Annotated in this window: 21 protein-coding genes and 2 pseudogenes; 14 read left to right on the top strand and 9 right to left on the bottom strand. The window is 71.8% G+C overall.

Going from position 1 to position 22,802, the window contains the following annotated elements; genetic code table 11:
* Positions 1 to 47 precede the first annotated feature (47 nt).
* The 3 genes from ACIP8Z_RS07675 to ACIP8Z_RS07665 all read left to right on the top strand — a co-directional run bounded on the left by ACIP8Z_RS07675 (position 48) and on the right by ACIP8Z_RS07665 (position 4,217).
* Complete coding sequence (locus ACIP8Z_RS07675; RefSeq protein ID WP_402080033.1) at positions 48 to 1,604, top strand: long-chain fatty acid--CoA ligase; 1,557 nt, start codon at positions 48 to 50, stop codon at positions 1,602 to 1,604.
* Between the two features lie 14 nt (positions 1,605 to 1,618).
* Positions 1,619 to 2,788: an acyl-CoA dehydrogenase family protein gene (locus tag ACIP8Z_RS07670; protein ID WP_402080031.1), complete on the top strand. Its 1,170-nt coding sequence runs from the start codon at positions 1,619 to 1,621 to the stop codon at positions 2,786 to 2,788.
* Between the two features lie 124 nt (positions 2,789 to 2,912).
* A complete protein-coding gene (locus tag ACIP8Z_RS07665) occupies positions 2,913 to 4,217 on the top strand; it encodes an MFS transporter (protein WP_402080029.1) in 1,305 nt (434 codons plus the stop codon).
* A gap of 58 nt (positions 4,218 to 4,275) precedes the next feature.
* On the opposite strand, the gene ACIP8Z_RS07660 is transcribed toward ACIP8Z_RS07665, so the two are convergent.
* Entirely contained in the window at positions 4,276 to 5,691 is a 1,416-nt protein-coding gene (locus ACIP8Z_RS07660; RefSeq protein ID WP_402080027.1) for a hypothetical protein, read from the bottom strand.
* A 130-nt stretch (positions 5,692 to 5,821) separates the two neighbouring features.
* Between ACIP8Z_RS07660 and ACIP8Z_RS07655 the strand changes: the two are divergent.
* Positions 5,822 to 6,147: pseudogene (locus ACIP8Z_RS07655) on the top strand (substrate-binding domain-containing protein); the annotation flags it as partial.
* On the opposite strand, the gene ACIP8Z_RS07650 reads toward ACIP8Z_RS07655, so the two are convergent.
* Positions 6,144 to 7,226: a mechanosensitive ion channel family protein gene (locus ACIP8Z_RS07650; RefSeq protein ID WP_402080025.1), complete on the bottom strand. Its 1,083-nt coding sequence runs from the start codon at positions 7,224 to 7,226 to the stop codon at positions 6,144 to 6,146. The pseudogene ACIP8Z_RS07655 and the gene ACIP8Z_RS07650 overlap by 4 nt on opposite strands.
* 212 nt (positions 7,227 to 7,438) lie before the next feature.
* On the opposite strand from ACIP8Z_RS07650, the gene ACIP8Z_RS07645 reads away from it, so the two are divergent.
* Positions 7,439 to 7,663, top strand: a complete 225-nt coding sequence (locus ACIP8Z_RS07645; RefSeq protein ID WP_402080023.1) for a DUF6458 family protein — start codon at positions 7,439 to 7,441, stop codon at positions 7,661 to 7,663.
* Positions 7,664 to 7,758: 95 nt separating this feature from the next.
* Here ACIP8Z_RS07645 and ACIP8Z_RS07640 read toward each other — a convergent pair whose 3' ends face one another.
* Positions 7,759 to 9,687 carry a glycoside hydrolase family 5 protein gene (locus ACIP8Z_RS07640; protein WP_402080021.1) on the bottom strand — a complete coding sequence of 643 codons (1,929 nt, stop codon included), beginning with the start codon at positions 9,685 to 9,687 and terminating at the stop codon, positions 7,759 to 7,761.
* 229 nt (positions 9,688 to 9,916) lie between these two features.
* Here ACIP8Z_RS07640 and ACIP8Z_RS07635 point away from each other — a divergent pair, with 229 nt between their 5' ends.
* The gene (locus tag ACIP8Z_RS07635; RefSeq protein ID WP_402080019.1) at positions 9,917 to 10,846 is read left to right on the top strand and encodes a RimK family alpha-L-glutamate ligase; all 930 of its coding nucleotides are present in this window, start codon (positions 9,917 to 9,919) and stop codon (positions 10,844 to 10,846) included.
* Between the two features lie 124 nt (positions 10,847 to 10,970).
* On the opposite strand, the gene ACIP8Z_RS07630 is transcribed toward ACIP8Z_RS07635, so the two are convergent.
* The 4 genes from ACIP8Z_RS07630 to ACIP8Z_RS07615 form a co-directional block, all read right to left on the bottom strand.
* Positions 10,971 to 11,255 carry a hypothetical protein gene (locus tag ACIP8Z_RS07630; RefSeq protein WP_402080017.1) on the bottom strand — a complete coding sequence of 95 codons (285 nt, stop codon included), beginning with the start codon at positions 11,253 to 11,255 and terminating at the stop codon, positions 10,971 to 10,973.
* Between the two features lie 114 nt (positions 11,256 to 11,369).
* Positions 11,370 to 11,597 (bottom strand): hypothetical protein, encoded by a 228-nt coding sequence (locus tag ACIP8Z_RS07625; RefSeq protein ID WP_402080015.1) that lies wholly within the window; start codon positions 11,595 to 11,597, stop codon positions 11,370 to 11,372.
* Positions 11,598 to 11,601: 4 nt separating this feature from the next.
* Positions 11,602 to 12,159, bottom strand: a complete 558-nt coding sequence (locus tag ACIP8Z_RS07620) for a DUF5994 family protein (RefSeq protein ID WP_402080012.1) — start codon at positions 12,157 to 12,159, stop codon at positions 11,602 to 11,604.
* Positions 12,160 to 12,339: 180 nt separating this feature from the next.
* Positions 12,340 to 13,251, bottom strand: coding sequence for a hypothetical protein (locus tag ACIP8Z_RS07615; RefSeq protein WP_402080010.1), 912 nt, complete (start codon positions 13,249 to 13,251; stop codon positions 12,340 to 12,342).
* A gap of 283 nt (positions 13,252 to 13,534) precedes the next feature.
* Here ACIP8Z_RS07615 and ACIP8Z_RS07610 point away from each other — a divergent pair, with 283 nt between their 5' ends.
* A complete protein-coding gene (locus tag ACIP8Z_RS07610) occupies positions 13,535 to 13,903 on the top strand; it encodes a low affinity iron permease family protein (protein WP_402080008.1) in 369 nt (122 codons plus the stop codon).
* 211 nt (positions 13,904 to 14,114) lie between these two features.
* On the opposite strand, the gene ACIP8Z_RS07605 is transcribed toward ACIP8Z_RS07610, so the two are convergent.
* A complete protein-coding gene (locus tag ACIP8Z_RS07605; protein ID WP_402080005.1) occupies positions 14,115 to 15,161 on the bottom strand; it encodes an iron-containing redox enzyme family protein in 1,047 nt (348 codons plus the stop codon).
* Positions 15,158 to 15,442 (bottom strand): CDGSH iron-sulfur domain-containing protein, encoded by a 285-nt coding sequence (locus tag ACIP8Z_RS07600; RefSeq protein WP_402080817.1) that lies wholly within the window; start codon positions 15,440 to 15,442, stop codon positions 15,158 to 15,160. The genes ACIP8Z_RS07605 and ACIP8Z_RS07600 overlap by 4 nt, the downstream gene beginning before the upstream one ends.
* A gap of 307 nt (positions 15,443 to 15,749) precedes the next feature.
* Between ACIP8Z_RS07600 and ACIP8Z_RS07595 the strand changes: the two are divergent.
* The 7 genes and pseudogenes from ACIP8Z_RS07595 to ACIP8Z_RS07565 all read left to right on the top strand — a co-directional run.
* Positions 15,750 to 16,184: pseudogene (locus tag ACIP8Z_RS07595) on the top strand (LLM class flavin-dependent oxidoreductase); the annotation flags it as partial.
* 62 nt (positions 16,185 to 16,246) lie between these two features.
* Positions 16,247 to 17,014 (top strand): HAD family hydrolase, encoded by a 768-nt coding sequence (locus ACIP8Z_RS07590; protein WP_402080002.1) that lies wholly within the window; start codon positions 16,247 to 16,249, stop codon positions 17,012 to 17,014.
* On the top strand, positions 17,011 to 18,132 hold the full coding sequence (locus tag ACIP8Z_RS07585) for a glutamate--cysteine ligase (RefSeq protein ID WP_402079999.1): 1,122 nt from the start codon (positions 17,011 to 17,013) through the stop codon (positions 18,130 to 18,132). The genes ACIP8Z_RS07590 and ACIP8Z_RS07585 overlap by 4 nt, the downstream gene beginning before the upstream one ends.
* Positions 18,133 to 18,254: 122 nt before the next feature.
* Positions 18,255 to 18,551, top strand: a complete 297-nt coding sequence (locus tag ACIP8Z_RS07580; RefSeq protein WP_402079996.1) for a DUF2188 domain-containing protein — start codon at positions 18,255 to 18,257, stop codon at positions 18,549 to 18,551.
* Between the two features lie 182 nt (positions 18,552 to 18,733).
* Entirely contained in the window at positions 18,734 to 19,579 is an 846-nt protein-coding gene (locus ACIP8Z_RS07575) for a hypothetical protein (protein ID WP_402079993.1), read from the top strand.
* Between the two features lie 346 nt (positions 19,580 to 19,925).
* Positions 19,926 to 21,449: an MFS transporter gene (locus ACIP8Z_RS07570; RefSeq protein ID WP_402080815.1), complete on the top strand. Its 1,524-nt coding sequence runs from the start codon at positions 19,926 to 19,928 to the stop codon at positions 21,447 to 21,449.
* A 56-nt stretch (positions 21,450 to 21,505) separates the two neighbouring features.
* The gene (locus tag ACIP8Z_RS07565; protein ID WP_402079990.1) at positions 21,506 to 22,609 is read left to right on the top strand and encodes a PP2C family protein-serine/threonine phosphatase; all 1,104 of its coding nucleotides are present in this window, start codon (positions 21,506 to 21,508) and stop codon (positions 22,607 to 22,609) included.
* Positions 22,610 to 22,802 lie beyond the last annotated feature (193 nt).

Here is a 22,802-nt window from a genome sequence, read left to right as displayed (position 1 = left end):
CACCAAGCTTGCTACTGGACACATTGTTCGGAAACTCTGGAGGTGCGATGAACTTCGGGCGGTACGTACGCCGGACTGCCGGCCACCAACCCGATGCCGAGGCCGTGGTCTGCGGGCCCGTGCGGCTGACGTACGCGGAACTCGACGACCACAGCGACCGGCTCGCGACGGCCCTGCGCGCTCTCGGCCTGGACCGGGGAGACCGCGTGGCGACCCTCGCCGGCAACCGCGCGGAACTCGTCGTCACGGAAGTGGCGCTGTACAAGGCCGGCCTGGCCCGGGCACCGATCAACGCCCGGCTCGGCACCGCCGAGGTGGCCCACCTGCTCGCGGAGTCCGACGCGCGGGTGCTGCTGACGGACGCGGCCCACCTGGACATCGCGCGCGCCGCCCTGCCCGGCACGGGGGTGAAGACCGTCCTCGGCTACGACGGCCCGAGCGATCTCGGCCCGGGCTACGCCGAGACCCTCGCGGGCACCGCGCCGGAACCCGTCGAGACGGAGTGCGACGAGGGAGACATCGCCGTACTGCACTTCACCTCGGGCTCCACCGGCAAACTCAAGGCGGCGGTCCAGACCTACGGCAACAGGCTCGCGCTGATGCGCAAGTCCGTGATGAGCGCCGACACCCGGGTGGGCCCCGGTGACCGGCAGATCCTGGCCGGGCCGGTCACCCACGCCTCGGGCATGCCGCTGATGGGCATCTTCTTCGCCGGCGGCTGCGCGGTCGTGCTGCCCCGCTGGGACGCCGAGGAGTTCCTCGCCACCGTCCAGCGTGAACGAGCCACCCACGCCTTCGTCGTGCCGACGATGGTCAACACCGTCCTGGCGCTGCCGAACGCCCGCGACTACGACCTCTCCACCCTGCGCCAGCTGATCTACGGCGCCGCGCCGATGTCTCCGACCCGGATCAGGGCCGCCTGGGAGCTGTTCGGACCCGTCCTCTCCCAGGGATACGGATGCGGCGAGACCACCTCCGGCGTGCTGTTCCTCTCCACGGAGGACCACCGGCGGGCGATCGAGGGCCAGGACGAGGAGCTGCTGCTGTCCTGCGGCCGGCCGCTCGCCGAGGCAGAGGTCTCCATCGTCGACGACGGCGGACAGCCCGTCGCCGACGGAGAGATCGGGGAGATCGCCGTCCGCGGTCCCGATGTCGTCCCCGGCTACCACAACGAGCCGAACCTCACCGCGGAGACCTTCCGAGAAGGCTGGTTCCTCACCGGCGACCTCGCCCGCCGGCGCTCCGACGGCTACGTCTTCATCGTCGACCGCAAGAAGGACATGATCGTCTCCGGCGGGTTCAACATCTACGCCGTCGAGGTCGAGGCGGTCCTGCACCAGCACCCCGACGTCTATGAGGCCGCCGTCGTCGGCGTCCCCGACGAACAGTGGGGCGAGGCCGTCAAGGCGGTCGTCGTCACGCGCGACGACGCCACCCTCACGGAGGCGGGCCTCGTCGACTTCTGCGCCGAGCACCTGGCCCGGATGAAGAAGCCCCGCTCGGTCGACTTCGTCGCCGCCCTGCCCCACAACCCCAACGGCAAGATCGACCGCCGTGCCCTCCGCGACCGCTACTGGGCGGGCGCCGAGCGCCGCGTCAACTGAACAGGACCCCCGGCATGCCCTTCACCCTCGAACCCTCCTACGACGACAACCCGCGCCTCCAGGACCTCGTCGTACGCCTGCGCGCCTACCTGGCCGACGAACTCGTTCCGTACGAGCGCGAGCACGGCATCACCGCGGAGACGAAGCTCGACCGCACCACCCTCGAACACGTCTGGAAGCGCAGCGCGGAACTCGGTTTCTACGGCATCAGCCTGCCCCCCGAGCTCGGCGGCCAGGGCCTGAGCTTCTCCGAACTGTGTGCCTTGAAAGAGGAGTTGACCGCCTCCGGTGCCGCTCTCTCCCACTCGGTGCTCGGCGACATGGGCGGTCCGCTGCGCGTCGGCGCGATCGTGAAGTACGCCACCGAGGAGCAGCGGGAGCGCTACCTCATGCCCGTCGTCCGGGGCGAGCGGGCGTGCTGCTTCTCCATCACGGAGGAGGACGCGGGCTCCGACGTGCGCCGCATGACGACCACCGCCACCCCGGACGGGGACACCTACGTCCTCACCGGCAAGAAGGTGTTCAGCTCCGCCGCCCCCTTCGCGGACTTCGCGATCGTCGTCGCCCGCATGGCCGGAGTCGAGGAGGCGTACAGTGCGTTCCTCGTCGACCTTGACACCCCCGGCTGCCGCGTCCTCGACGGCGAAGTCCCCATGTCCGGGCAGCAGATGGAGGGCGACCTCGTCTTCGACGACTGCCGGATCCCTGCCGCGAACCTCCTCGGCGAGATCGGCCAGGGCCTGCGCATCGGCATCGGCCGCATCACCCTCAACCGCCTGCTGCACTGCCCGTCCCTCATCGGCGCCGCCCGCCGCGCCTGGGACCTGTCGGTGGCGTACGCCATGAACCGCGTGGTCTTCGGACAACCGCTCCTCGCCCATCAGGCCGTCCACCACAAGATCGCCGAGATGGCCACCGAGATCTACGCCGCCCGCGCGATGGTGATGGCCACCGCCACGAAGGCCGACCGGGGAGACAACGTCTCCGTCGAGGCCAACATGTGCAAGCTCTTCACCTCCGAGGCGGCCTTCCGCGTCGCCGACCAGGCCGTACAGATCCACGGCAAGGCCGGCCTGACCCGAGGCAATGAGGTCGAGCAGATCTTCCGCAGCCTGCGGATGTTCCGGATCGTCACCGGAACCACCGAGATCCACAAGAACGCCATCGCCAAGGCCCTGATCTGACTCACCCCTTGGCGCCCAGGGCGGTGCCGCGGGCCCCCGCTTCGGCGAGTGGGCCCGCGGCGACGGGGGACGACCGCCCACCCGTACGACCCCCTGCTCCACCCGCACCCGCAGGAGTCGCCCCATGGCATCCCGTACCGCCACGCAGCCCCGGCACATCACCGCCTCGGCCCCCGACGGTCGCAGAGCCTGGCTGATCATGGCGATGATCGTGGCCTTCATGGTCATCAACTTCGCCGACAAGTCGGTCCTCGGTCTCGCCGCCGTTCCGATCATGGAGGAACTCGACCTCAGCAACAGCACCTACGGCCTCATCTCCAGCTCCTTCTCCTTCCTGTTCAGCGTCTCGGGACTGCTCGTCGGATTCCTCTCCACCCGGATCTCCAGCCGGGTCCTGCTGTTCGTGATGACCGTGGTGTGGGCCGTGGCCCAGCTCCCGGTCCTCGTGGTGGCCTCGGTCCCGACCCTGATGGCCGGCCGCGTTCTGCTCGGTGCCGCCGAGGGACCGGCGGCGTCCATGTCGATGCACGCCCTCTACAAGTGGTTCCCGCCGGAACGCCGCGCCCTGCCCTCTGCCCTCCAGATCGGTGGGGCCGCGCTGGGCACGCTCATCGCGGCACCCCTGGTCACCTGGCTGATCGACGGCTTCGGCTGGCGCTCGGCCTACGCCGTCCTCGCGGTCGTCAGCGCCTGCTGGGCGCTGCTGTGGTGGCGCGTGGGCCACGACGGACCGTACGACCACCAGCGCACGGCCACCGGATCCGGCGGGCTCCGGCTGCCCTACCGCAGGATCCTGCTGACCGGCACCGTGCTCGGCAGCATCGCCAGCGCCTTCGGAGCGGCGTGGGCGCTGTCCCTCAGCCATGCCTGGCTGCCCGCCTATCTCAGGACGCAGCTGGACATGTCGGCGGCGGCCTCCGCGACCGCCATCAGCGTCATCTCCGGCTTCGGTCTCGTGCTGCTGCTCGCGGTCTCCCCGTTCGTGGACGCGCTGAAATCCCGTGGTGTGAGCAGCCGTTGGTCCAGCGGGGCGGCGCAGAGCATCGCCGTGTGCGTGGCCGGATGCGCGATGGCGGCGTTCCCGTTCGTCGAGGCGTCCGGTGCGCGGCTCGGGCTGATCGCGCTGGCCTTCGGCGGCACCGCGATCGCCATCCCCCTCCACTACATGACGACCGCGCAGGTCGTTCCTCCCGCCCAGCGGGGCGCTGTCTTCGGCATCGTCGCCGGCGTCGGCACCCTGCCGGGCCTCGTGGCGCCGTTCCTGACCGGCCACCTGATCGACACGGCCGACACCCCGGCCGCCGGCTACACCAGCGCCTTCCTCGTCGCCGGCGCGGTGATGGTCACGGCCGGCGCCTGCGCCCTCACGGCCATCCGCCCGGAGCGGGACGCGCGAGGGCTGGGGCTCGACGCCGGGCCCCAGCCGTGAAGCGCGTCGCGGAATGCCGTGTCCGGGCAGGCCGGGAAGGACTCGGCGGTGTGCCGTTCTACTTCTTCAGGCTGAGGGCGATCAGACGCATGGTGTCCGTGCCGGCGTACGTCACGAACAGGCCTGCGCCGGTGGCCATGGCGTCGGGCAGGACGGTCGCCTCCGGCAGGGAAGTGGCGGCGCCGGTGGTGGCGGAGACGGAGACCGGCGTCAGGGGAGGTTCCTCACCCGCGGTCCCGTAGGCGGTGCCGTCGTCCCCGACGGCCCTGAGGGTGATCTTCTTGGCGTCCTGGCCCTTGTCGGCGCAGGTGCCCTTGCCGGTCCGCAGGTCGAAGACATTGCCGCCCGTGACCAGGAAGTGGTCGTCGGGGGAGAGGGCCGGCTTCACTCCGGCGCCGGAGCCCGGGATGCGGATCGCGTACTCGGTGTCAGCGGTCCGGCAGGGGGCGGTGGCCCGGACGGCGCCCGTCGACAGGTCGTGGACGGCGGAGACGCCGTCGCCCTCGGTGAGCCAGTTGGCGATCACGTAGCCGCCGGCGGCACCGACGATACGGCCGTTGGGTGTCTTCGTCCTGCCCGAGCCCACGCTCTCCTCCGTGCGGACGGCTTCCACGCCGGGCGGAGCCACACGCGTGCTGTGCCAGCCGCCGTCGGCGCCGAAACCGCCGTCGCCGCCGAAGACGTCGTCGCCGTTCGTCACCAGACCCGTGGTGTTCGGGAACGACATCAGGAAGTCGGGGTCCACCGACTCGCCGTTCAGGCGGACCTTCGCGTCGCTGGTGTCGTGGACCTTGCCGTCGACGGACACCAGGATGCTGTCGCCGCCGTACGAGGTGACGACCAGGCCCCCCGGCCCGGGCAGCACGCTGGGCCGGTCGAACTCGCCGTCAGGGGCCTCCGCGATCCCCGCGCCGACCGGGGTCATGTCCTTGCCCGAGGCGCCGGCCGGGTAGAACGCGACGGAGACGACCTCCTTGTCCTCGTGGAGCTCGTCCTTGCGGCCCTCGCCCCGGGCCCACACAGCGAAGTACTCGCGGTCCCGGCCGGAGATCAGGGCGATCTGCGGGACGGCCAGTGCGCCGGACGTCTCGTCGGCCTGCTCCTCGGTGGGCTCGGGTCCCTGCCACGGCTTGCTCGTCGACAGCACCTTGCCGGACGCCGCTTCGCGCACGGTCAGGACGTAGCCCTGCCCGGTCTTGTCGAGATGGGCGACGGTGCCGGCCTTCCGCGAGACCGCGTAGGGCAGGGGCTGCCCCTGGGGGAGCCACTCGGCCTCGACCTCCCAGCCCGTGCTCGCGTCGAACGCGGAGGGGGCGGCGATCGCGCTCGACAGCGGAGCGCTGTTCGTCCCCCCGGCGCCGCTTCCGTTCGCCGCGCCGCTCCCGCCCGCGCCGCTGTCCGAGGAGCAGGCGGACAGGCCGCACAGCAGCGCACCCGTCAGCAGTATGGACGTCCCCGTCGTGCCGATTCTCATGTAATGGGCCCCCGAATTCCCTGCGCCGTGGCGGGGGTTGAGTGTCGTTCCCCCGGCAGACGACCTGTAAACGATCAAGCAGAGAGGGGAGCTTAGCAGCGTGGTGGCCGCCCGGACTGTGCGACCGCGGGCCATGGAGCTGCTGCGGCTGCCGGACCGACCCACCGCCGCCTTCGCCGGCGGCGATCTGCGGGCGCTCGGTGTCATGGAGGCGGCCCGGGTGTGCGGCCCGCGGGTGCCCGAGGACCTGTCCGTCGTCGGCTACGACGACGTGATGATCGCGCGCTGGTCGAGCCCGCCGCTCACCACGATCCACCAGCCGCTGCGGGAGATGGGCGAGGAAGCGGTGCGGACGCTGCTCCGCCCGCGCGCCGGGGAGCCTCGGTGACCCGCATGGAACTCGCGACGAGCCTCGTCGTCGGGCAGAGCACCGCCCCGCCGCCCGCGCGCCTCTAGGGGGCGTCTTGCCGGTCAGGCCGCGCCTGGTCGAAGGCGTCGGCGGCGGGAGCGGTGACGACCTTGGGGAGGGCGCCCGGGTGCTCCCGCGCGAGCCAGTCGACGAGTTCCTCCCGTACGGCACAACGGGTCGTCCACAGGTCGTCGGCGTCCTTGGCGGTCACGATCGCCCGCACGGTGATGCCCGTCGGCGAGGTGTCGGTGACGGCGAGGTCCCAGCCCCGCCCGTCCCAGGTGTCGCACGTGGTGAGGAACTTCTGGAGGTGCGCCCGTACGAGCGCGACCGGTGTCGTGTGGTCGCAGTGGACGAACACCGACCCCGTCATCTCCGCGCCGCCCCGCGACCAGTTCTCGAACGGCCGCGAGGTGAAGTACGAGACGGGGAGCGTGACACGACGCTCGTCCCAGGTCCGGACCGTGAGGAAGGTGAGGGTCACCTCCTCCACGACACCCCACTCGCCGTCCACGACGACGGTGTCACCGATGCGGACCATGTCGCCGAACGCGATCTGGAAACCGGCGAAGAGGTTGCTCAGCGTCGACTGGGCGGCCACGCCGGCCACGATGCCGATGATGCCGGCCGACGCGAGCAGGGACGTGCCGAGGGTACGGAAGGAGGGGAAGGTCACGAGCGCCGCGGCGGCGGCGATCACCCCGACGGCGACGGACACCACCCGCATGATCAGCGTGACCTGGGTACGGACCCGGCGGAGGCGGGCGGCGTCGCGTGAACGTCCGGCGTACCGCGCGTACGAGGACTCGACGACGGCCGCGACCGTACGCACCGTCAGCCAGGCTCCGCCACCGATCAGGCACAGCAGCAGGACGCGGCTCACCGCCTCCGCGTGCTCCGCGAGCGGCCCCTGATCGGGCGCCGCCACGGGGTAGGTCCATCTGAGCAGGGCGGCCAGCACGACGACGTACAGCGGTGTGCGGCAGCGGCGCAGCAGCCCCCACAACGGGGTCTCCGGATGCCGCGCGTCGGCGAACCGTGCCAGCAGGTCCGCCGCACGGCAGACGGCGAAGGCCGCCAGCGCCGATCCGCCGACGGAGATCGCCAGGCGAACCACGGTCTCCATGTGCTCCCTCCCCAGTGGATGAGTCGAACAGGCTCGTGCCGTACGCCTCACCGCCGGGGAGCACGCCAAACATCCGCCGCGATCTGGGCGGCCGCGTGCGCGGGGAGCGGCCCACGGCCGGTGCCGACTCCGGGCCGGCCCGTCGTCGCCGTGGGGGTGAGAGTCACGGACCGGGGTACGCGAGGAACATCCGACCCGACAAGGGAGGAAACATGGGTCTGGGAATCTGCATCATCCTGATCGCCGTCGGAGCCATACTCACCTTCGCGTCCGACTGGGAGCTCAAGGGGGTCGACCTCGACCTGGTGGGGCTGATCCTCATGACCGTCGGCATCATCGGCACCGCTGTGTACACGAGCATCCTGCGCCGCCGCCGGGTCGTCGTTCCCCCGGTCGCCCCGACGGTGACCGAGGACGAGCGGAGGGGCCTGCGCTGACACGGAGGACGGCGGACCCCGGACGTGTTCGTCCGGAGTCCGCCGCCGCCGAGCCACCGCCGTCCGGGTGGGACCGGACGGATACCGACCGGACCTCAGAGGGCCCGGCAGAGGAGGGCGGCGGGCTTGTCGCCCCTCGCCCAGGCACCGCTGTGCGCGACACCGGCCGCGTACTCGTCGCTGCCGCACTGGCCCTTGTAGTTGCCGAGGGCGAACTCGCCGCCGGGCGCGCCGGCGGGCCGGTTGTCGCCGCGGTCGAACCAGAGCGTGCGGCCGTTCTTCGGCAGGGCCCGGGCGGCCTCGGCGCACAGCACGGCGGACACGGCCCGGCCGCGGAGGCTGTAGCCGACCATGAACTGGTGGGCGGGGCACTGGAACTTGGTGTACCCGCCGGCCCAGTCGCCGTCGGTGACGTGCCGTTCGTCGGTCACCACGGTGAACGCGCCGACGGGCGCGGCGAGTCCACGGGCGCCGGTGTCGGTGCACAGACCGCGACCGCCGTCGTGGGAGAGCCCGACGATCCGCTGGCCGTCGGGGCAGGCCGCCTTACGGGCGCCGTGGTCCCAGTCGCCCCTCGCGCGGGCGCGGAGGGACTGGACGAAGTCGGCGTGGTCCGTGGTGAGCATGTCCCAGGTGTCGGTGACGGGGACGGCATCGGCCCTGCCGGGGGCGTCGACGAGCCGCTGCCAGTGCGGGGTGCGCCAGTCGTCGCCGTCGAGGATTCCGGAGCGCCGGCCCTGGCTGTCGTAGTCCAGCAGCTTCCACCGTCCGTGGCCGGTGAAGCCCACCGCCGGCCAGTAGGCGAAATCGGCGTCCTGCTCGATGAGGTGGTCGACGAAGTTCGCGAACCAGGTCCGGCCCTGCGGGTTGGTCTCGTCGGCGCCGATGCCGAACTCGCTGATCCAGACGGGCGCGGTGTAGTGACGCCGGGTGTCGTCGGCGACGAAGAGGGCCTGGCGCTGCAGGGTCTGGAAGAGTTCCTCCCGGGGGAGTTCCTGATAGCGCCAGTCGCTGGTCTCGCCCATGCCGGTCGCGCCGGTGTGGTGGGGACCGGTGTAGCCGTAGAAGTGGGCCGAGTAGACGAGCTTGTTCGAGGCGACCAGAGTGTGGGACAGCTCGCGGGCGGGTTCGAGGGTGGGCCGTCCGTGCGGGGTGAGATCGGTGGGTATGCCCTGCCAGTTGATCCCCTCGACGATCACGAGGAGGTCGGGGTTGGCCTCGGTGAGCAGCCGGTCGCCGACCCGCTGGGAGGCGGCCCACCAGTCGTGGTCGTTGCCCCAGCCCCAGTTGGCGTCGTCGGTGACCGTGCGGCGGACCTCGTTGTAGAGGTCGGCGCCGACGACGCGCTTGTCGTCCTTGTAGCGCTTGGCGAGGAAGAGCCAGTCGGCCTCCCACTGCGCGGTGGACCGGCTGGTGTTCCAGCGCTCGTTGCCGTCCAGTCCGCAGCACCAACGGGAGGTGTTGGTGTGGTTGTTGAGGACGACCGCGAAACCCTCGGCGGTGGTCGCAGCGATCACCGAGTCGAAGACCTGGAGCGGGGTCTTGCCCTTGAGGGCCGGGTTGGCCGCGACGGCGGCGTCCGGCACGGCCCGCTGGTCGTGCAGCATCTCGTTGGAGAAGGGCAGCCGGATGCTGTTGGCGCCGAGCCGGTGGAAGTCGGCGAGGATGGTGGCGAGCGGGGCGCGGTCGAGGCCCAGGGGCACCTGGTCGGACTTCTCGGCGTCGTGGTGGCTCGCGGGGTCGTTCACGTCTCCTGAGCCGTTGTACGAGCCCTGGGCGCCGTGCCAGTTCACGGACTTGAGCTTGAAGCGGTCGCCGTGGGCGTCCACGACGTAGCGGCCGCGGGTGCTGAGCGGCGGCTGCCAGCTCTCGGCGAGCAGGGAGCCGGCGGGCGAGGGCGCGGGCGAGAGCGCGGGTGCGGGCGCTTGCGCGGGTGCGCTCGCGCGGGCCGTTGCGGCGGTGGCCGGTGTCCCGGCGGCGATGAGGGCCGCGGCGAGCGCGACTCCCAGCAGTGACTTCTTCATGACGGCCTTCGGTGGGGGACGGGTGGGAGCCGTGCCGCAGTATGTTCGCGTAAACAAAGGTCGGCTGACAAGACTCTGTACCCACAAGTAACCGTTGTTGGCGGGTAGTTCGCGACGCTGGACCATGATGACCACCGTGAACACCCCCGGCGGACGCCCGCCCTATGATCGGTCGGGACCGGCGGAGGGCACCCGCGAACGAAGGGACCGGCATGTCACGGTGTTCGAAGTGAGCGGAGCACGTGCCTGGCTGCTGCTGTGCCCTGGCCTCGGCCGAGATGCCGAGGAGGCCGCCGGCGGAAACCCGGGCCCCGTCACGTCGTCGCTCATGGCCTCCTTCGACGCAGAGCTCGGGCACCAGGCCATGGTCGTCCACAGCAGTCGGCTGGTGCTCGGCGTGGAAGGCGGACGTCTCACACTCGCCGACACCAGCGGGCGGCCCGTCCCCGCACCCGCCGTGGCCTACGCCCGCCTGTCGACGCCTCGGCTGTCAGCCGACAGGGAAGTCACCCTGCTACGGCACCTGGCCGCGATGGGCACGCGGCTGATCAACCCCGCCGAGGCGGTCCTCACGGCGGTGAACAAGTTCTGGCAGCTGCAACAGCTCGCCGCCGCGGGCATCCCCGTCCCCGACACCCGCACCCACACCGACGCGCCCCTGGAGCACGTGCTCGATGTCGGTGTACCGCAGCCGTGCGTGGTGAAAGCCGTGCGTGGCCACCGTGGCCGACGGGTCTTCCTCGCCGCTGAGGACAAGGTCCTGCGCGCTGTGGCGGGCAGTCTGGACGACCGGCACCCCTATCTCCTCCAGCGGTACGTCGCCCACTCCCACGGCCGGGACCTGCGCGTCATCGTGGTCGACCGGCGGGCCGTGGCCGCCGCCGTGCGCACGGCGGCTGACGACCGCCTCGTCTCCAACCTGGCGCAGGGCGGGAGCCACACCGTCTGCACCGGCCGGTATCCGGACGCGGAGGCGCTGGCCGTCCGGGCGGCGGACGCCATCGGCCTCGGCGTCGCCGGCGTCGATCTCCTCTTCGAAGCCGATGGTTCCTTCACCGTGTGCGAGGTGAACTGCAATCCCACCTGGCGGCCCGACATGCTCGGTGTCGCCGAAGCCGTCGCCGTCGCCTGCCGCAGCCGGCTCGAAGCGGCGGGCTGAGCGCCGCGGCCGGAGACCTGGTGTCGCCGCGCCTGCCGGGGGGCGTCAAGAGCGCTCCCCCGGCTGACGCCGGGGGAGCGCTCTTGACGCACGCGCGCACGGCGTCGGAAGAGGTCGGTGCTTCTCACACCTCGTCGACGTGCGTGCCGGTGCGGGCGGACGGTCTGCTGGCGGCGAGCCAGGAGTGGGAGGGTTCCGCGGCGGATCCGGTGTCGACGGTGAGGTGGAGCCGCGTGCCACCTTCGGGTACGGGGTAACTGCGCTGTTCCGAACCGGCGAAGGAACGACGGATCACTTCGGCGACCGCCCGGGCGGCTTCGGGCGTGGCGGCGACGATGCGGATCTCGGCGTGTGCGGCCGAGGGCAGGAGCGCGGTGTCGAGGGGAGACGCGGCGTCGATGGGATACACGGTGAGTGGTCCCTTCACGGGTGGGCGAGAGGCCGGGCGGGTGGGTTGTCCCGGGTGTCGGGTGCCCCACCCGCGGCCTTCGGCCGGAGGAGTGGTCTGGGGGTCACGGGGTGGTCAGGGCCAGGTCCCCATGAGCCGGCGGCGGGCGGCTTGCCCCGTCGGGGCGGTGGGCTCCGTCGGCGTGTGGTGGCCGTGGCCGGGGGGCCGACGAATGGCCGGGAAGGGGGCGCCGAAGGTATGGGCTGCGATGCGTGCGTCGTGCTGGGCGTTGAGTCGGTGGATCAGGCGCGCGCCGAGCGCGATGAGCAGGGTGACTGCCGCGAGGGCGATCAACGTCTCCATGACGTCACCTCCGCGGGTTCGTCGGCAGCGGGATCATCCGCGAGCCGGCGACCGGGTGTCGCGGCGGCGAGAGCGCGGCGGCACCGCCGTCGGTCTCCCAGTTGTTCTCGCTGCTGCGGGCGTCGCGCGTGCGGCGGCCGGTCGCGGCCTCGTCGGACATCAAGTCACCGGCGGCCAGCACGCTGCCGGGGAGGGCGGCCGCGGTCATGAGCCGGGCGGCCGCGGCGGGTTCGGTGTCGGGCGGGATGACCAGCAGGTCGCAGCGGCCGACGGAGTAGGAGAGCAGGATCATCTTGTCGGGATCCTGCTCGGTGAACCAGCCGACGTGAACGGTGTGCCCGGTGACGGCGACCTTGTGCGGGACGACGGGCCAGCGGGTGGGGTTCACCGTGACGCGTGTGATGCGTCCGTAGGGCCCCTCGAGCGCCTCGACCAGGGCCGGAATCTCGGCGGTGAGGTCGCGTGAACGAGGCCACCAGGCGCCGTCCAGGACGCCGGAGAGGGCGCTCTTCGGTGTCAGCGAAAGGCGCGCCGAAAGTGTGGGTGCGAGGGTGGTGGACATGATCGCGGACCCGTCTCCGGGCCGCCCTGCAGGGCGGCCCAGTGCTGTGATCGCCGGAAACGACGTCCGCGTGGGAGCGGGTGTTCGAGTTACTCCCGGTAAATCCAGCCTACTCCGCCCGGCGGCCGGACGAGCCCTTCCGGCCAGGTGACTTCCCGCCCGGCACGCCACCCGGCCGGGTCAGCGGCGCAGAGCCGTCCGGAGCGTGAGTCCGTGGTTGCGCCGCAGCCGGTACAGCTCCCAGCACGACAGGGCCGTCACGGTGACGGGCGCGCCGAGGATGAAGATCACCCGGGCCCCCGTCGGGACCTGATCGTAGGCACCGGTGATCACATCGAGGAGGGCCATCTCCCACACCAGGACGCCGGCGAGGATCGGCGGCAGCACCTCGTGGATGTCGGCGGTGCGGAACACGTGCACCAGCGACAGCCCGATGCCATAGAGCGCGAAGCCGAGCGACCAGAGGAACAGCACGACGATGAGGATCCTGCCGGGGAGCCCCACGGCGTCCCGCAGGCCCGCCAACTCCGGGGCCATGGCGAGGGCGGAGGTGCCCATGGACGCCATGATGGCCAGTACCGAGCCGAGGGGACGCAGAGTCCGTCGGAGGTACACCCGGCGCAGGCCGTCCCGTGCCGCAGCCACGAAGGCGCCGACCACCACGGGGAAGGTGCAGACGAGAACCAGGACACTGGACCAGCTCTGGTCGAGGCGTTCGCCCGCCACGCCCTGGACGTCGTCCGCGCTCGCGATGGCGTTGTAGGTGACCATCAGACCCACCCAGGCGACGAGTCCCAGACCGGTCCGCCACAACTGCAGCTTGCGGACCTCCGGGTCGTTGACGATCCCGGGGCGTGAGGGACGGAAGGTCCGCTGGGCGGCGTACAGGGGGTTGTAGAGGCCGCGCAGGATGTTCCGGGCCCGCGAGGGCTGTGGGCGCGGAGGCGGGACCGGTGCGTAGAACGGCGGGTACGAGTACCCCGGCGGAGGACCGGACTGCGGATACGGGTAGGCGGGCGGAGGGCCGGACCGCGCGTACGGGTACCCCTGCGGCGGACCGGGTGCGGGGTTCGGGTGTCCCTGCGGGGGCACCGGAGGAGCGTGGGGGTGTCCCTGCGGCAGGTTCGCGCCGCTGCTGCCCGCCGGGTCTCCGTACCCACCATTGCCGTAACCGCTCATGCCACGCACCCCCGATGTCCCGCACGTTCGAACCCAGGCATCCTAGGGGGTGTCTTGGCGGGGATCCCCCCGAAGCGGGAAGCGGGAAGCGGGAAGCGGGAAGCGGGAAGCTGGAGGCCGGAGGCTGGAGGCCGGAAGCCACCCCGACGAGATCTGGCGAGGTGCGGTCGAGATCCCGCTGCGGTACTCACGGAGTATGACCCTGCAGCACCCTTCCGAACGGGGAAGCAAAGGGCGAGGCCCGTTCGAGCGCCTCGCGGAGCGAGCGTCGAATCTGACGAGCTCCCCTTTGTTCTTCTCGTTCTGTCTGCTGCTCGTCGGAGCCTTCATCGGGGTCCACGTAGCGGGTCTGCCCGCCGGCTGGCAGCTTGTGGTCGGGGACACCATGGTGTCAGTGACCCTGCTGCTTCTGGCCCTCCTCAAGAATGCCGAGCGGCGGGCGGAGCGTGCTGTGCAGCGCAAGCTCGACGCGATCGCGCGGGCGCTCCTGGACGAACGCCGACGTACCACCGGGGAGGTGTTCGACTCGCTGGAGGAGGCCATCGGCATGGACGAGGATTCCTGAGTCCCGCCTGCCGACGCAGGCCAGTCCGGCGACCGTCAGTCCCTGCCCCTGGCCTCGGCCTACGGCCCGCACCCGCCGTGGCGCGATGAGCGGCTCGCCCTTCGCGGCCCGGTCGTCGGCGACGTCGAGGCCGTGTTCCGCGAACGGTGGCAAGCCCCCCGCTCACCCCAGCCGCAGTCCGGCCACCCGCCTGTGAAGCCGTCGAGGCCGGTCACGGTTCGCTGCTCGGGTCCGCGGGCGGCAGGGGAGCGCGGAGCGCTGAGCGCCCCGACGCCCAGGCTTCGAGCACGTGGGCGCCGAGTCTGTCCTCCAGCAGGACGGTCGCCGCGCACCCGAAGGCGATGTCCGGCTCCAGCGCGGGTTCGTCGGCGATGAGACCTCCGATGACCTCACGCCGTACGACCTGCTCGTGGACGGCGTCCGCTTCCTCGTGCTCCGCGTAGAAGCGCTCGGCGGCCGGCCCCGCGCCGCAGCGCCGCATCGCCTTGGCGAGCCTTCGGGAGCCGGGCGGAGAGGTGACCTCGACACAGGCGAAGTGGCCGACCAGGGCTCCGCGCAGGGCCCGGTGGAGTCCGAAGAGGGACATGAGATTGACGGTGGCGAGCAGCGGGGCGGGGCAGTGGTCCAGGTAGTGGCCGTAGGCCGGATCCAGGTCGAGGTCGGTCATGAGGTCCGCGAAGAGCCGCGCGTGAACGCGTTCGGGGCGACCGGCGCCGAACTCGTCGTACTCGACGGCCACCATCGCGGCCTTGGCCCGGCCGGTCAGCCGCGGGACGACCCAGACGTGCGGGTCCGCCTCCTTGAGGTGGTAGAGGGAGCGCAGGGCGGCGTATTCGCGCAGCTGCCACAGCTCGCCCTCGGTCTCCAGGAGGTGGCTGACGCTGCCGGCCGGATCCACCCGTTCGACGAGCAGCGGGGCGAAGGCCTCCTCGGCGGACCGGGGCGCATCGGGGAGTGCGACGTGCAGCGCGTGGAGGAACAGGGTTTCCAACTCCCGCCGCAGGCGCAGCAGGTCCGGGTCCCATTCGCGATCGTCGTCGACGCCCTCGAAGCCCCGGTAGTGGAGTTCGTACAGCAGGTACAGCGCGAGCTGGAGGTCTTCTCCCCAGGGAGCCGCTCTTCGGATGCTGGCTTCGGTGTAGGCGGGTGGCCGGTCGGTCCGCAGGGCCCTCTCCACGGCGCTCGACAGGTCGCCCCGCGCCGCGACGAGGCGGGGGCCGGCGGTGGTCTCCGGGGCGCTCGGGCTGGGAGGGGTCATCGGGGACTCCCGTGCTCGGTGGGTGGCGCGGATCGCTCGTGGGACCGGTGGCTGGTGTCGCGCCAGGGATACGTACGGCTGCGTCGGCACGTACAGACCGCGACCATGAACCGGTCGGACCGGGCGAGGGTCCCGTCGGCCGGCACGAGTTCCACCGGGCCCTCGATCACGATCGGGCCCCGCGGGGCCACGGCGATCCGGCGGGCGGAACGCGAGGGGATCGGGGCGGTCGCGGAGCGGGCCGGCGGGGCGGTCGTGGAGGTGGCCGGCGGACCGGACATCCCGGAGCGCAGGGGAAGCGTGCCGAATCTCAGAGCCGTCGTGGGCACCATGAGCCTCCGGATCTCTGGGGCCGTGGGTCCGGGAAACGCCGTCGATGACGTGGGAGGGGCCTCCTTCGTGTCAGAACACCGCTCCATTGTGGCGCGCAGCCACGTCGTCCGCTGGGTGGTGCGTCCGCGTCCCCCGTCACAGGGCCGCGCGTCGGCCTCGACGGGCGGTGGGCGGTGGGCGCCGAGGGGAGGCGCTCAAGGACCGGGCACCGCTGTCGGCTCGTGCGAGCGAGAAAGAGGGAGCAATCTGGTGTATATGGCGCTTTTCGGGTACACGATGATGACCGAGCAAGCCGGGCCCCGCCCTCTCGGCGCCCACGCGGTGGGCGCCGAGAGGGCGGGCCACCCGGCAGTGACCGCCCAGAAGGCCGCGACCATGCACCTCCTGTCCGGGGGATTCCGGCTCGGCCTCGGCGCGGGCGAGAACCTCGACGAGCACGTCGTGGGCGCCGGCCGGCCCGGGGCCCCGGTGCCTCCGGAGATGCGCGAAGAGGCCGTCGGCATCATCCGTTCCTTGCCGGCGGGGGACACGGTCAGTGATCGTGGCGCTCACTTCGACGTCGACAACGCCAGACTCCGGGATCTCCCCGAGGAGCCCCCTCCGATCTGCGTCGCCATGTCCGGGGAACACTCCTGTGGCATCGCCGCCCGGTCCGGGGACCTGGTGATCGCGACGGAGCCCCGCCGGGAGCCGCTCCGCTGGGCGCAGTGGGAGCCGCTCCCCGCCCTGCGGGAACTGTGAGGAGGGAAACCATGGAACGCGCCGCGCTCTTCGATGTCGACGGGACCCTGACCGACACCAACCACCTTCACGTGGTGGCGTGGTGGGAGGCACTGCGCCAGGCCGGGCACGAGGTGCCGATGCACTCCGTCCACCGGGCGATCGGCCTGCCCGGCGAGGACCTGCTCGACCACCTCCTGGGAGGCGACCGCGACCACGCCCAGGACGACCGCCTGAGCGCCGCGCACGACACCCTGTACGCCACATGGTTCGACCGTCTGCCCGCCCTGGCATCGGCCGCCGACCTTCTGCGCGCCCTCGCCGACGGCGGCTGGACGGTCGTCCTCGTGACGTCGGCGAAGGACAGCGAACTCTCGGCCCTGCGCCGGGCCATCGACGCCGACGACGCCATCGCCGCAACCAGCACTTCTGATGACGTGGAGAAGGGCAAACCCGCGCCGGAGCCCGTACTGCACGCCCTCCGACTGGTCCAGGTGCCACCCGAGCGGGCCGTGTTCGTCGGCGACACCGTGTGGGACATGCGGGCGGCCGCCCGCGCGCGTGTGCCCGCCGTCGGCCTCCTCTGCGGCGGAATCCCCCGGGCCGACCTGGAAGAGGCCGGTGCCGCCGCCGTGTACCGCGATCCGACCGATCTGCTGGCCCGCCTCGGCGACAGCCCGTTCGCCGACGCGTCGGCCACCGGCATCTCGACCGGCGAACCTGGGGAACCCCGCGACGCTGCCCGACGGACGGAACGGAAAGACGCTCGTGAAAAGGGGCGAACGGCGGTGGCTGAATGAGAAGCGTGGGCGTGGAGGAAGAGCTGTTGCTGGTGCGTGCACGCAGTGGAGAGCCGCTCGCTCTGGCCGGTGCTGTCCTCGCGGCCGCGGACCGGTCCGCCGGCCGGCAGGCGGACGACGGGGGTGAGCCGGAGCACGCCTTCGAGAAGGAACTGCAGAAGGAGCAGGTGGAGTTCGCCACCAAACCGGTGACGGAGATGGGGGAACTCCAGGACGAGATCGTCCGATGCCGCTCCGAGGCCCGCCGCCACGCCGCCTCGGCGGGCGCCCTCGTCGCGGCCCTCGCCACCTCGCCGCTGCCCGCCCAGCCCTCGCTCAACCCGGGCAAGCGATACGCGTGGCTGGGCGAACAGTTCGGCCTGACCGCGCAGGAGCAGCTCACCTGCGGCTGCCATGTCCACGTCTCGGTCGAGTCGGACGAGGAAGGCGTCGCCGTACTGGACAGGATCCGGCCCTGGCTCGCCGTTCTGATCGCGCTGAGCGCGAACTCGCCCTTCTGGCAAGGACAGGACAGCAAGTACGCGAGCTATCGGAGCAGAGTGTGGAACCGGCTGCCTTCGGCCGGCCCCATGGACGTCTTCGGGTCCGCCGATCGCTACCACCAGCAGGTCCGCGCGTTGCTCGACACCGGCGTCCTGCGCGACGAGGGAATGATCTACTTCGACGTCCGGCTGTCGGCCACCTACCCGACCGTGGAGGTCAGGGTGGCGGACGTGTGCCTCGAAGCGTCGACGCCGGTACTCCTCGCCGCACTGGTGCGCGGCCTGGTCGAGACCGCCGCCCGGGCCTGGCGGGCCGGAGAACCGCCCTCCCGCGTCAGCACGAGCCTGCTTCGGCTGGCGGCGTGGCGGGCCGGCCGGTCGGGCCTGGACGGCCCTCTCCTCCACCCCGAGACCATGCGGGAGGCGTCGGCGGCGGAGGTCGTCCGGGCACTCTACGCCCATGTCCAGGAGGCCCTGGTCGAGAGCGGTGACGACGAGCGGGTCCGCGAGGGCATCGCCGGTCTGCTGGAACGGGGCAACGGGGCCCGCGTCCAGCGCGAGCTCCTGAGCACCTACGGCAGTCTCGCCTCGGTGGTCACCCACTGCGCGGGTATCACCCACGGCTCCCGAGCCTGAGACGCCGAACCGACGATGACGAAGGAGGCGGGCGCGAGGAAGGCCCCGGGCACGAAGCCGGCTTCGTGGGAGGCGGCGACGTTCCGGCGCCGGAGGTCAGCTCGATGGCGAGGAGAAGGATCATGGCAGCGAAACGGACCGTCTACCACGTCGCACCGTCCGGCGAGCGGGCGGCGGCCGCGGGCGTGAAGTGGCAGGTCGAGGGCAGGGAAGGCCGCAGGCTGCTGCACGAGCCGCACCGGACCCAGCGAGACGCGATCGACTCCGCACGCCGGCACGCCAAGGAGCACACCCCGGCACAGGTCGTCGTCCATGCCCGCGACGGGCACGTCCGAACCGCCTACACCTACGGCGACGCCCCCGTGGCATCCCCCGATGAACGTGGCCGCAGGGCAGGGGAACGAGGGGGCCTCTTCTAGGGTCTGACCGGCGGGTCACGGCGGGGGCCGCGGGTCGAAGCCGGGCCTCGCGCACTTCCGGCGCCTCGCGCACCCCCGGGTGCCTCGCGCACCCCCGCGTCCTCCGCCGGACGGGGTACTTCGGCGGAGCCGCCGAACGCCGCGCCCACCCGTGACTCGGCGACTGGATCTAGGGTCGTGCCGTGGAACAGCCCGAGCACCGCGCCGAAGGCGCGGGACCGTTCACCACCCGGCTCACCTGGCACCGCCCCGAAGGAGGGACGGTGGTGTGGGAGTCGCGGCTCGCGCGCAAGCGAGGGGCGCTGTCCGTCCGCGACCCCGGGGGCGCGGTCGCGGTGTCCCCGACGGCCGATGCCGGGGCCCTCGTTCGTCTTCGGAGGCTCAATTCCGTCGCGTCGGGTGCGTTCTTCCTCGGCGGCATGCTCTTCGCTCTCGGCGCCGCGGTCGCCCAGTTCGGCTCGGGCGACCCGGTCGAGAGTGCCTCGATCTACTTCGCGGGCGGGCTGTTCTTCACCTTCGGGGGCTACACCTCGCTCTTGCAGGTGCTGAACGCGCCGCGCCACTCGCCGGCGGGCGGCGGCGCACTGGCGACGACCGGCTGGCGGTGGTGGGGGTACGAGCCGATGCGTCTGGACTGGCTCAGCACGTTCGTGCTGTTCGCCGGGACGCTGGTGTTCGGAGTCAACCTGCTGGACTCCTTCCTGCAGGGGCTCACGGTCCAGCAGACCAACAGGCTGATCTGGACTCCCGACGTGATCGGGTGCGTGCTGTTCCTGGTCTCGGGTCATCTCGCGTTCGCCGAGATCTGCCATCGCTCCCGGCCCTGCGTCCGCTCGCGCAGCCTCGGCTGGTGGGTGGTCGCGGTGAACCAGTTCGGGTCGGTGCTCTTCATGGTCTCCGCGCTGGCCGCCTTCACCCGGCCCACGACCCAGAGCCTGGTCAACACCGACATCGCCAACTGGGGGACGTTGTGCGGTGCGCTGTGCTTCGCGCTCGGGGGAGTACTGCAGGCTTTCGAACGTCCCTAGGACGCCTCATCGCCCTCGTCATGGACGACCTGCCCTTCGTCGGACTGATGTGCCCCGGCTTCGACGTCCACCTGGCCGATACCGCCGGCCTCGTCGAGCGTGACCCCGGTTCGTACACGTCCCTGTTCCGCGACGACACGTACGGGCCCCGGATGCGCCCCCACGCAGACCACTGCCCGACGGCGAGGAGTGCGCCACGCACCCCTTCTGACGCCGCGGCGTGCGCGACGTCGCGGTCGGGCTCAGACTGGACAGAGTGAGCAGCCGGACAGAGCCTGAGAGGCAGCCGTACCCCGCGCAGCAGAAGGGCGGGCGGCTCCCGAACCAGACAGTGGCACTAGCGGCGATGATGTTCGCGGTGGCGATGACCTTCATCGACCAGACCATCGTCTCCATCGCCGCCCCCGACATCGTGCGCGAGCTGGGACTCTCCAGCGCGGGCATGCAATGGGTGGTCAACGCCTATCTCCTCGCCCTCGCCGCGTTCTTCGCCCTCGGCGGCCGCCTGGCCGACCTGTACGGGCCACGGCGCATCGTCGTCATCGGCACCCTCGTCTTCGTCATCGCGTCGGTCCTCTGCGGTTGCGTCCCTTCCGGCGACTACGCCCAGGCCTGGCTCATCACCTTCCGGGCCGTGCAGGGTCTCGGTGCGGCGCTGCTCTTCCCGGCCGCACTGGCCGTGGTCGTGGCGGTGTTCCCCGTCGAACGGCGGGGCAGGGCCCTCGCCCTGTTCTTCGGGATCTCCGGAGCGCTGACCGCCGTCGGCCCGCTGCTCGGCGGCTGGCTCACGTCCTCGTGGACCTGGCGCGCCGTCTTCTGGGTGAACGTGCCGGTCGCGATCGTCGCCCTCATCCTCACCGCCCTCGCGCACATCGAGGACCGTCCGCGCCCCGGAACTCTCGACGTGCCCGGCGCGGCCCTCGTCGCCGCCGGCATGGGCCTGAGCGTCCTCGGCTTCCAGCAGGCGTGGTCCTGGGGATGGGGGAGCTGGGCGACCTGGCTGTGCGTGGTCGGCGGCCTCGCGATCCTGTACGTGTTCGTACGGTACGAGCGCGGCGTCCGCCACCCGCTGATCGACCTGCGGGTCTTCCAGGACAAGGCGTTCACGGTCGACGCGGCCGTGCTGTTCTTCGCGATGCTCGCCTTCGTGCCGGTGTTCTTCTTCTCCTCCGTCTACGCTCAGGTGTCCCTCAGCGCCTCTCCCAACCAGGCGGCCCTCTTCCTGCTGTACTTCTTCGTCGGCTTCGCCCTCGCCTCCCAGTGGGGCGGCCGGATCCTCGACAAACGGGGTGCGCGGCCCGCGCTGAAAGCGGGAACGATCCTGGGCGCGGTCGGCTTCGCCCTGTGGGCCAACGAACTGACGAACCTGTCCATGCACGACCAGTGGCCCTACGTCGCCCTGGCCGGCGCGGGTATCGGCTTCATCCTGGCCCCGGCGTCGACGGACGCGGTCAACCGGGCCATCGGCACCTCGTACGGCGAGGTCACCGGCATCACACAGACCGTCCGCAACTACGCGGCGAGCATCGGCCTGGCGGTCTTCGGCACCTTGCTGTCCCGGGCCATGACGGAGAATGTGACGGACACCCTCCGGGCGCGGGGCGTCCAACCCGCCGTCGCGGACCAGGTCGCGCGCGGCATCACCGACTCCGTCTCCGGCCACGGCGACGCCACCCCGCCGACCGGCACCGGCCAGGTCGCCGAAGCCACCCGGGACGCCATGTCGTCCATCCAGATGGACTTCGCCCAGGCCAACCAATGGGTCTTCTACGGCATGGCCGTCGCCCTCGCTCTCGGCTTCCTGTGCGCCATCCGCCACCCGGGCGACCGCGTCACCCCGAAGGACCCGGACCCGACACCCCCGGAGTGAGCGGACCGCGGGGGCCGTGGAGTGCGCGGCGCACTCCGGCGTAGGAGCCTGGTGGTGTGGTGAAGGCAAGGAAGGCGGCGACCGGCGTGTACCGGCGGAGCTGGCTGCGCGGGGCCCCGCCGCCCCGCTGGGTGCGGGTCCTGCCCGTGCTGCTGCTCGTCGCGGTCGGAGCGGCCTCCCTCACCGACTCCTTTCCACTGGACATCGGCTTCCTGCTCGGCGCGGTGCCTCCGCTGGCCGTCCTTGCCTACGGACCGTTGGCCACGGCGCTCCTCGGCGCCGCGACGATCGGGCTGCTGACCATTCCCGTCTTCCAGCTGAACCGGCCCGGCAACACCGATCTCGTCACCCTCGGCTTCGTCGCGACCCTGAGCGTCTTCGTCTCCTTCGTCCGCGGGCGCCGGGACGAGCAACTCGACCTGGAACGTACCGTCGCCGAGACGGCCCAGCGGGCCATCGTCCCGAACGTACGGCGGCGGGTCGGGCCCGTGCGCTGCGCGAGCCTGTACCGCGCCGCCGAGCGCGGCACGCTGGTCGGCGGCGACTTCTTCGACGTCCGGCCCGGCCCCCACGGGGTGCGGGCGGTCCTCGGCGACGTGCAGGGGCACGGCCTGTCGGCCATCGCGACGGTCGCCTCCGTCCTGGGGGCGTTCCGCGAGGCCGTGCTGGACGACGTGGACGCGGAGGCGATCGCGGCGCGGCTCGACCGCAGGCTCGTGGTCGACTCGGCACGGACGGAGCACGCGGAACTCTTCGCGACGGCCGTCCTCCTGGACTTCGCGCCGCACGGGCGGGAGGTCCGTGTCCTGGCCTGCGGCCACCCGCCACCCGTCCTGCTGCGCGGTGGAACCGTGAGCACCCTGGAACTCGACCCCGGGCCGCCCCTGGGACTGGGCCTCGCCGACGCCATGCCCGGAACCGCCGCCACGGTGTCGCTGCTGCCCGGGGACAGGCTGCTCCTGGCGTCGGACGGTGTCCTGGAGACACGGGACGCCTCTGGCGCCTTCTATCCCTTCGTCGAGCGACTGGCCCGGATGACCGATGTCGGCCTGGACCAGCTGCCCGACGAGATCTGGGCCGACCTGAGCCGCTTCGCCCCCAAGATCCAGGACGATGTCACCCTCCTGATCCTCACCCTGGACACCGCCGGGCCGGAATGACGGGACAGAGCCCCGACGCCGCGCGCAGGCGCGGGACCGGGCCGGGACCGGTGGCAGGCCCACCGGTCCCGGCCCTTCCCGCGGGCCGGCTCGTCACATCGGCTCGGGGAAGATGTCGCTGATGCTCCAGGCGACGCTGAAGCACGGGGGGAGGGAATGGGCCTCAGGCTCGGTGTCCAGGGCCTGGAGCGCG

The sequence above is a fragment of the Streptomyces sp. NPDC088553 genome (genome assembly GCF_044752965.1).
Lineage (GTDB): Bacteria > Actinomycetota > Actinomycetes > Streptomycetales > Streptomycetaceae > Streptomyces.
This window is presented reverse-complemented; position numbering and strand designations above follow the sequence as displayed.

Excerpts from the sequence above, each read along its gene's own strand:
- ACIP8Z_RS07585 (WP_402079999.1), top strand. The coding sequence starts at position 17,011 with ATGAGAAGCGTGGGCGTGGAGGAAGAGCTGTTGCTGGTGCGTGCACGC.
- ACIP8Z_RS07605 (WP_402080005.1), bottom strand. The coding sequence starts at position 15,161 with ATGACCCCTCCCAGCCCGAGCGCCCCGGAGACCACCGCCGGCCCCCGC.
- ACIP8Z_RS07640 (WP_402080021.1), bottom strand. The coding sequence starts at position 9,687 with ATGAAGAAGTCACTGCTGGGAGTCGCGCTCGCCGCGGCCCTCATCGCC.
- ACIP8Z_RS07675 (WP_402080033.1), top strand. The coding sequence starts at position 48 with ATGAACTTCGGGCGGTACGTACGCCGGACTGCCGGCCACCAACCCGAT.
- ACIP8Z_RS07650 (WP_402080025.1), bottom strand. The coding sequence starts at position 7,226 with ATGGAGACCGTGGTTCGCCTGGCGATCTCCGTCGGCGGATCGGCGCTG.
- ACIP8Z_RS07600 (WP_402080817.1), bottom strand. The coding sequence starts at position 15,442 with ATGTCCGGTCCGCCGGCCACCTCCACGACCGCCCCGCCGGCCCGCTCC.
- ACIP8Z_RS07610 (WP_402080008.1), top strand. The coding sequence starts at position 13,535 with ATGACCCTGCAGCACCCTTCCGAACGGGGAAGCAAAGGGCGAGGCCCG.
- ACIP8Z_RS07620 (WP_402080012.1), bottom strand. The coding sequence starts at position 12,159 with ATGTCCACCACCCTCGCACCCACACTTTCGGCGCGCCTTTCGCTGACA.
- ACIP8Z_RS07665 (WP_402080029.1), top strand. The coding sequence starts at position 2,913 with ATGGCATCCCGTACCGCCACGCAGCCCCGGCACATCACCGCCTCGGCC.
- ACIP8Z_RS07670 (WP_402080031.1), top strand. The coding sequence starts at position 1,619 with ATGCCCTTCACCCTCGAACCCTCCTACGACGACAACCCGCGCCTCCAG.
- ACIP8Z_RS07580 (WP_402079996.1), top strand. The coding sequence starts at position 18,255 with ATGGCAGCGAAACGGACCGTCTACCACGTCGCACCGTCCGGCGAGCGG.
- ACIP8Z_RS07590 (WP_402080002.1), top strand. The coding sequence starts at position 16,247 with ATGGAACGCGCCGCGCTCTTCGATGTCGACGGGACCCTGACCGACACC.
- ACIP8Z_RS07660 (WP_402080027.1), bottom strand. The coding sequence starts at position 5,691 with ATGAGAATCGGCACGACGGGGACGTCCATACTGCTGACGGGTGCGCTG.
- ACIP8Z_RS07570 (WP_402080815.1), top strand. The coding sequence starts at position 19,926 with ATGATGTTCGCGGTGGCGATGACCTTCATCGACCAGACCATCGTCTCC.
- ACIP8Z_RS07625 (WP_402080015.1), bottom strand. The coding sequence starts at position 11,597 with ATGGAGACGTTGATCGCCCTCGCGGCAGTCACCCTGCTCATCGCGCTC.
- ACIP8Z_RS07645 (WP_402080023.1), top strand. The coding sequence starts at position 7,439 with ATGGGTCTGGGAATCTGCATCATCCTGATCGCCGTCGGAGCCATACTC.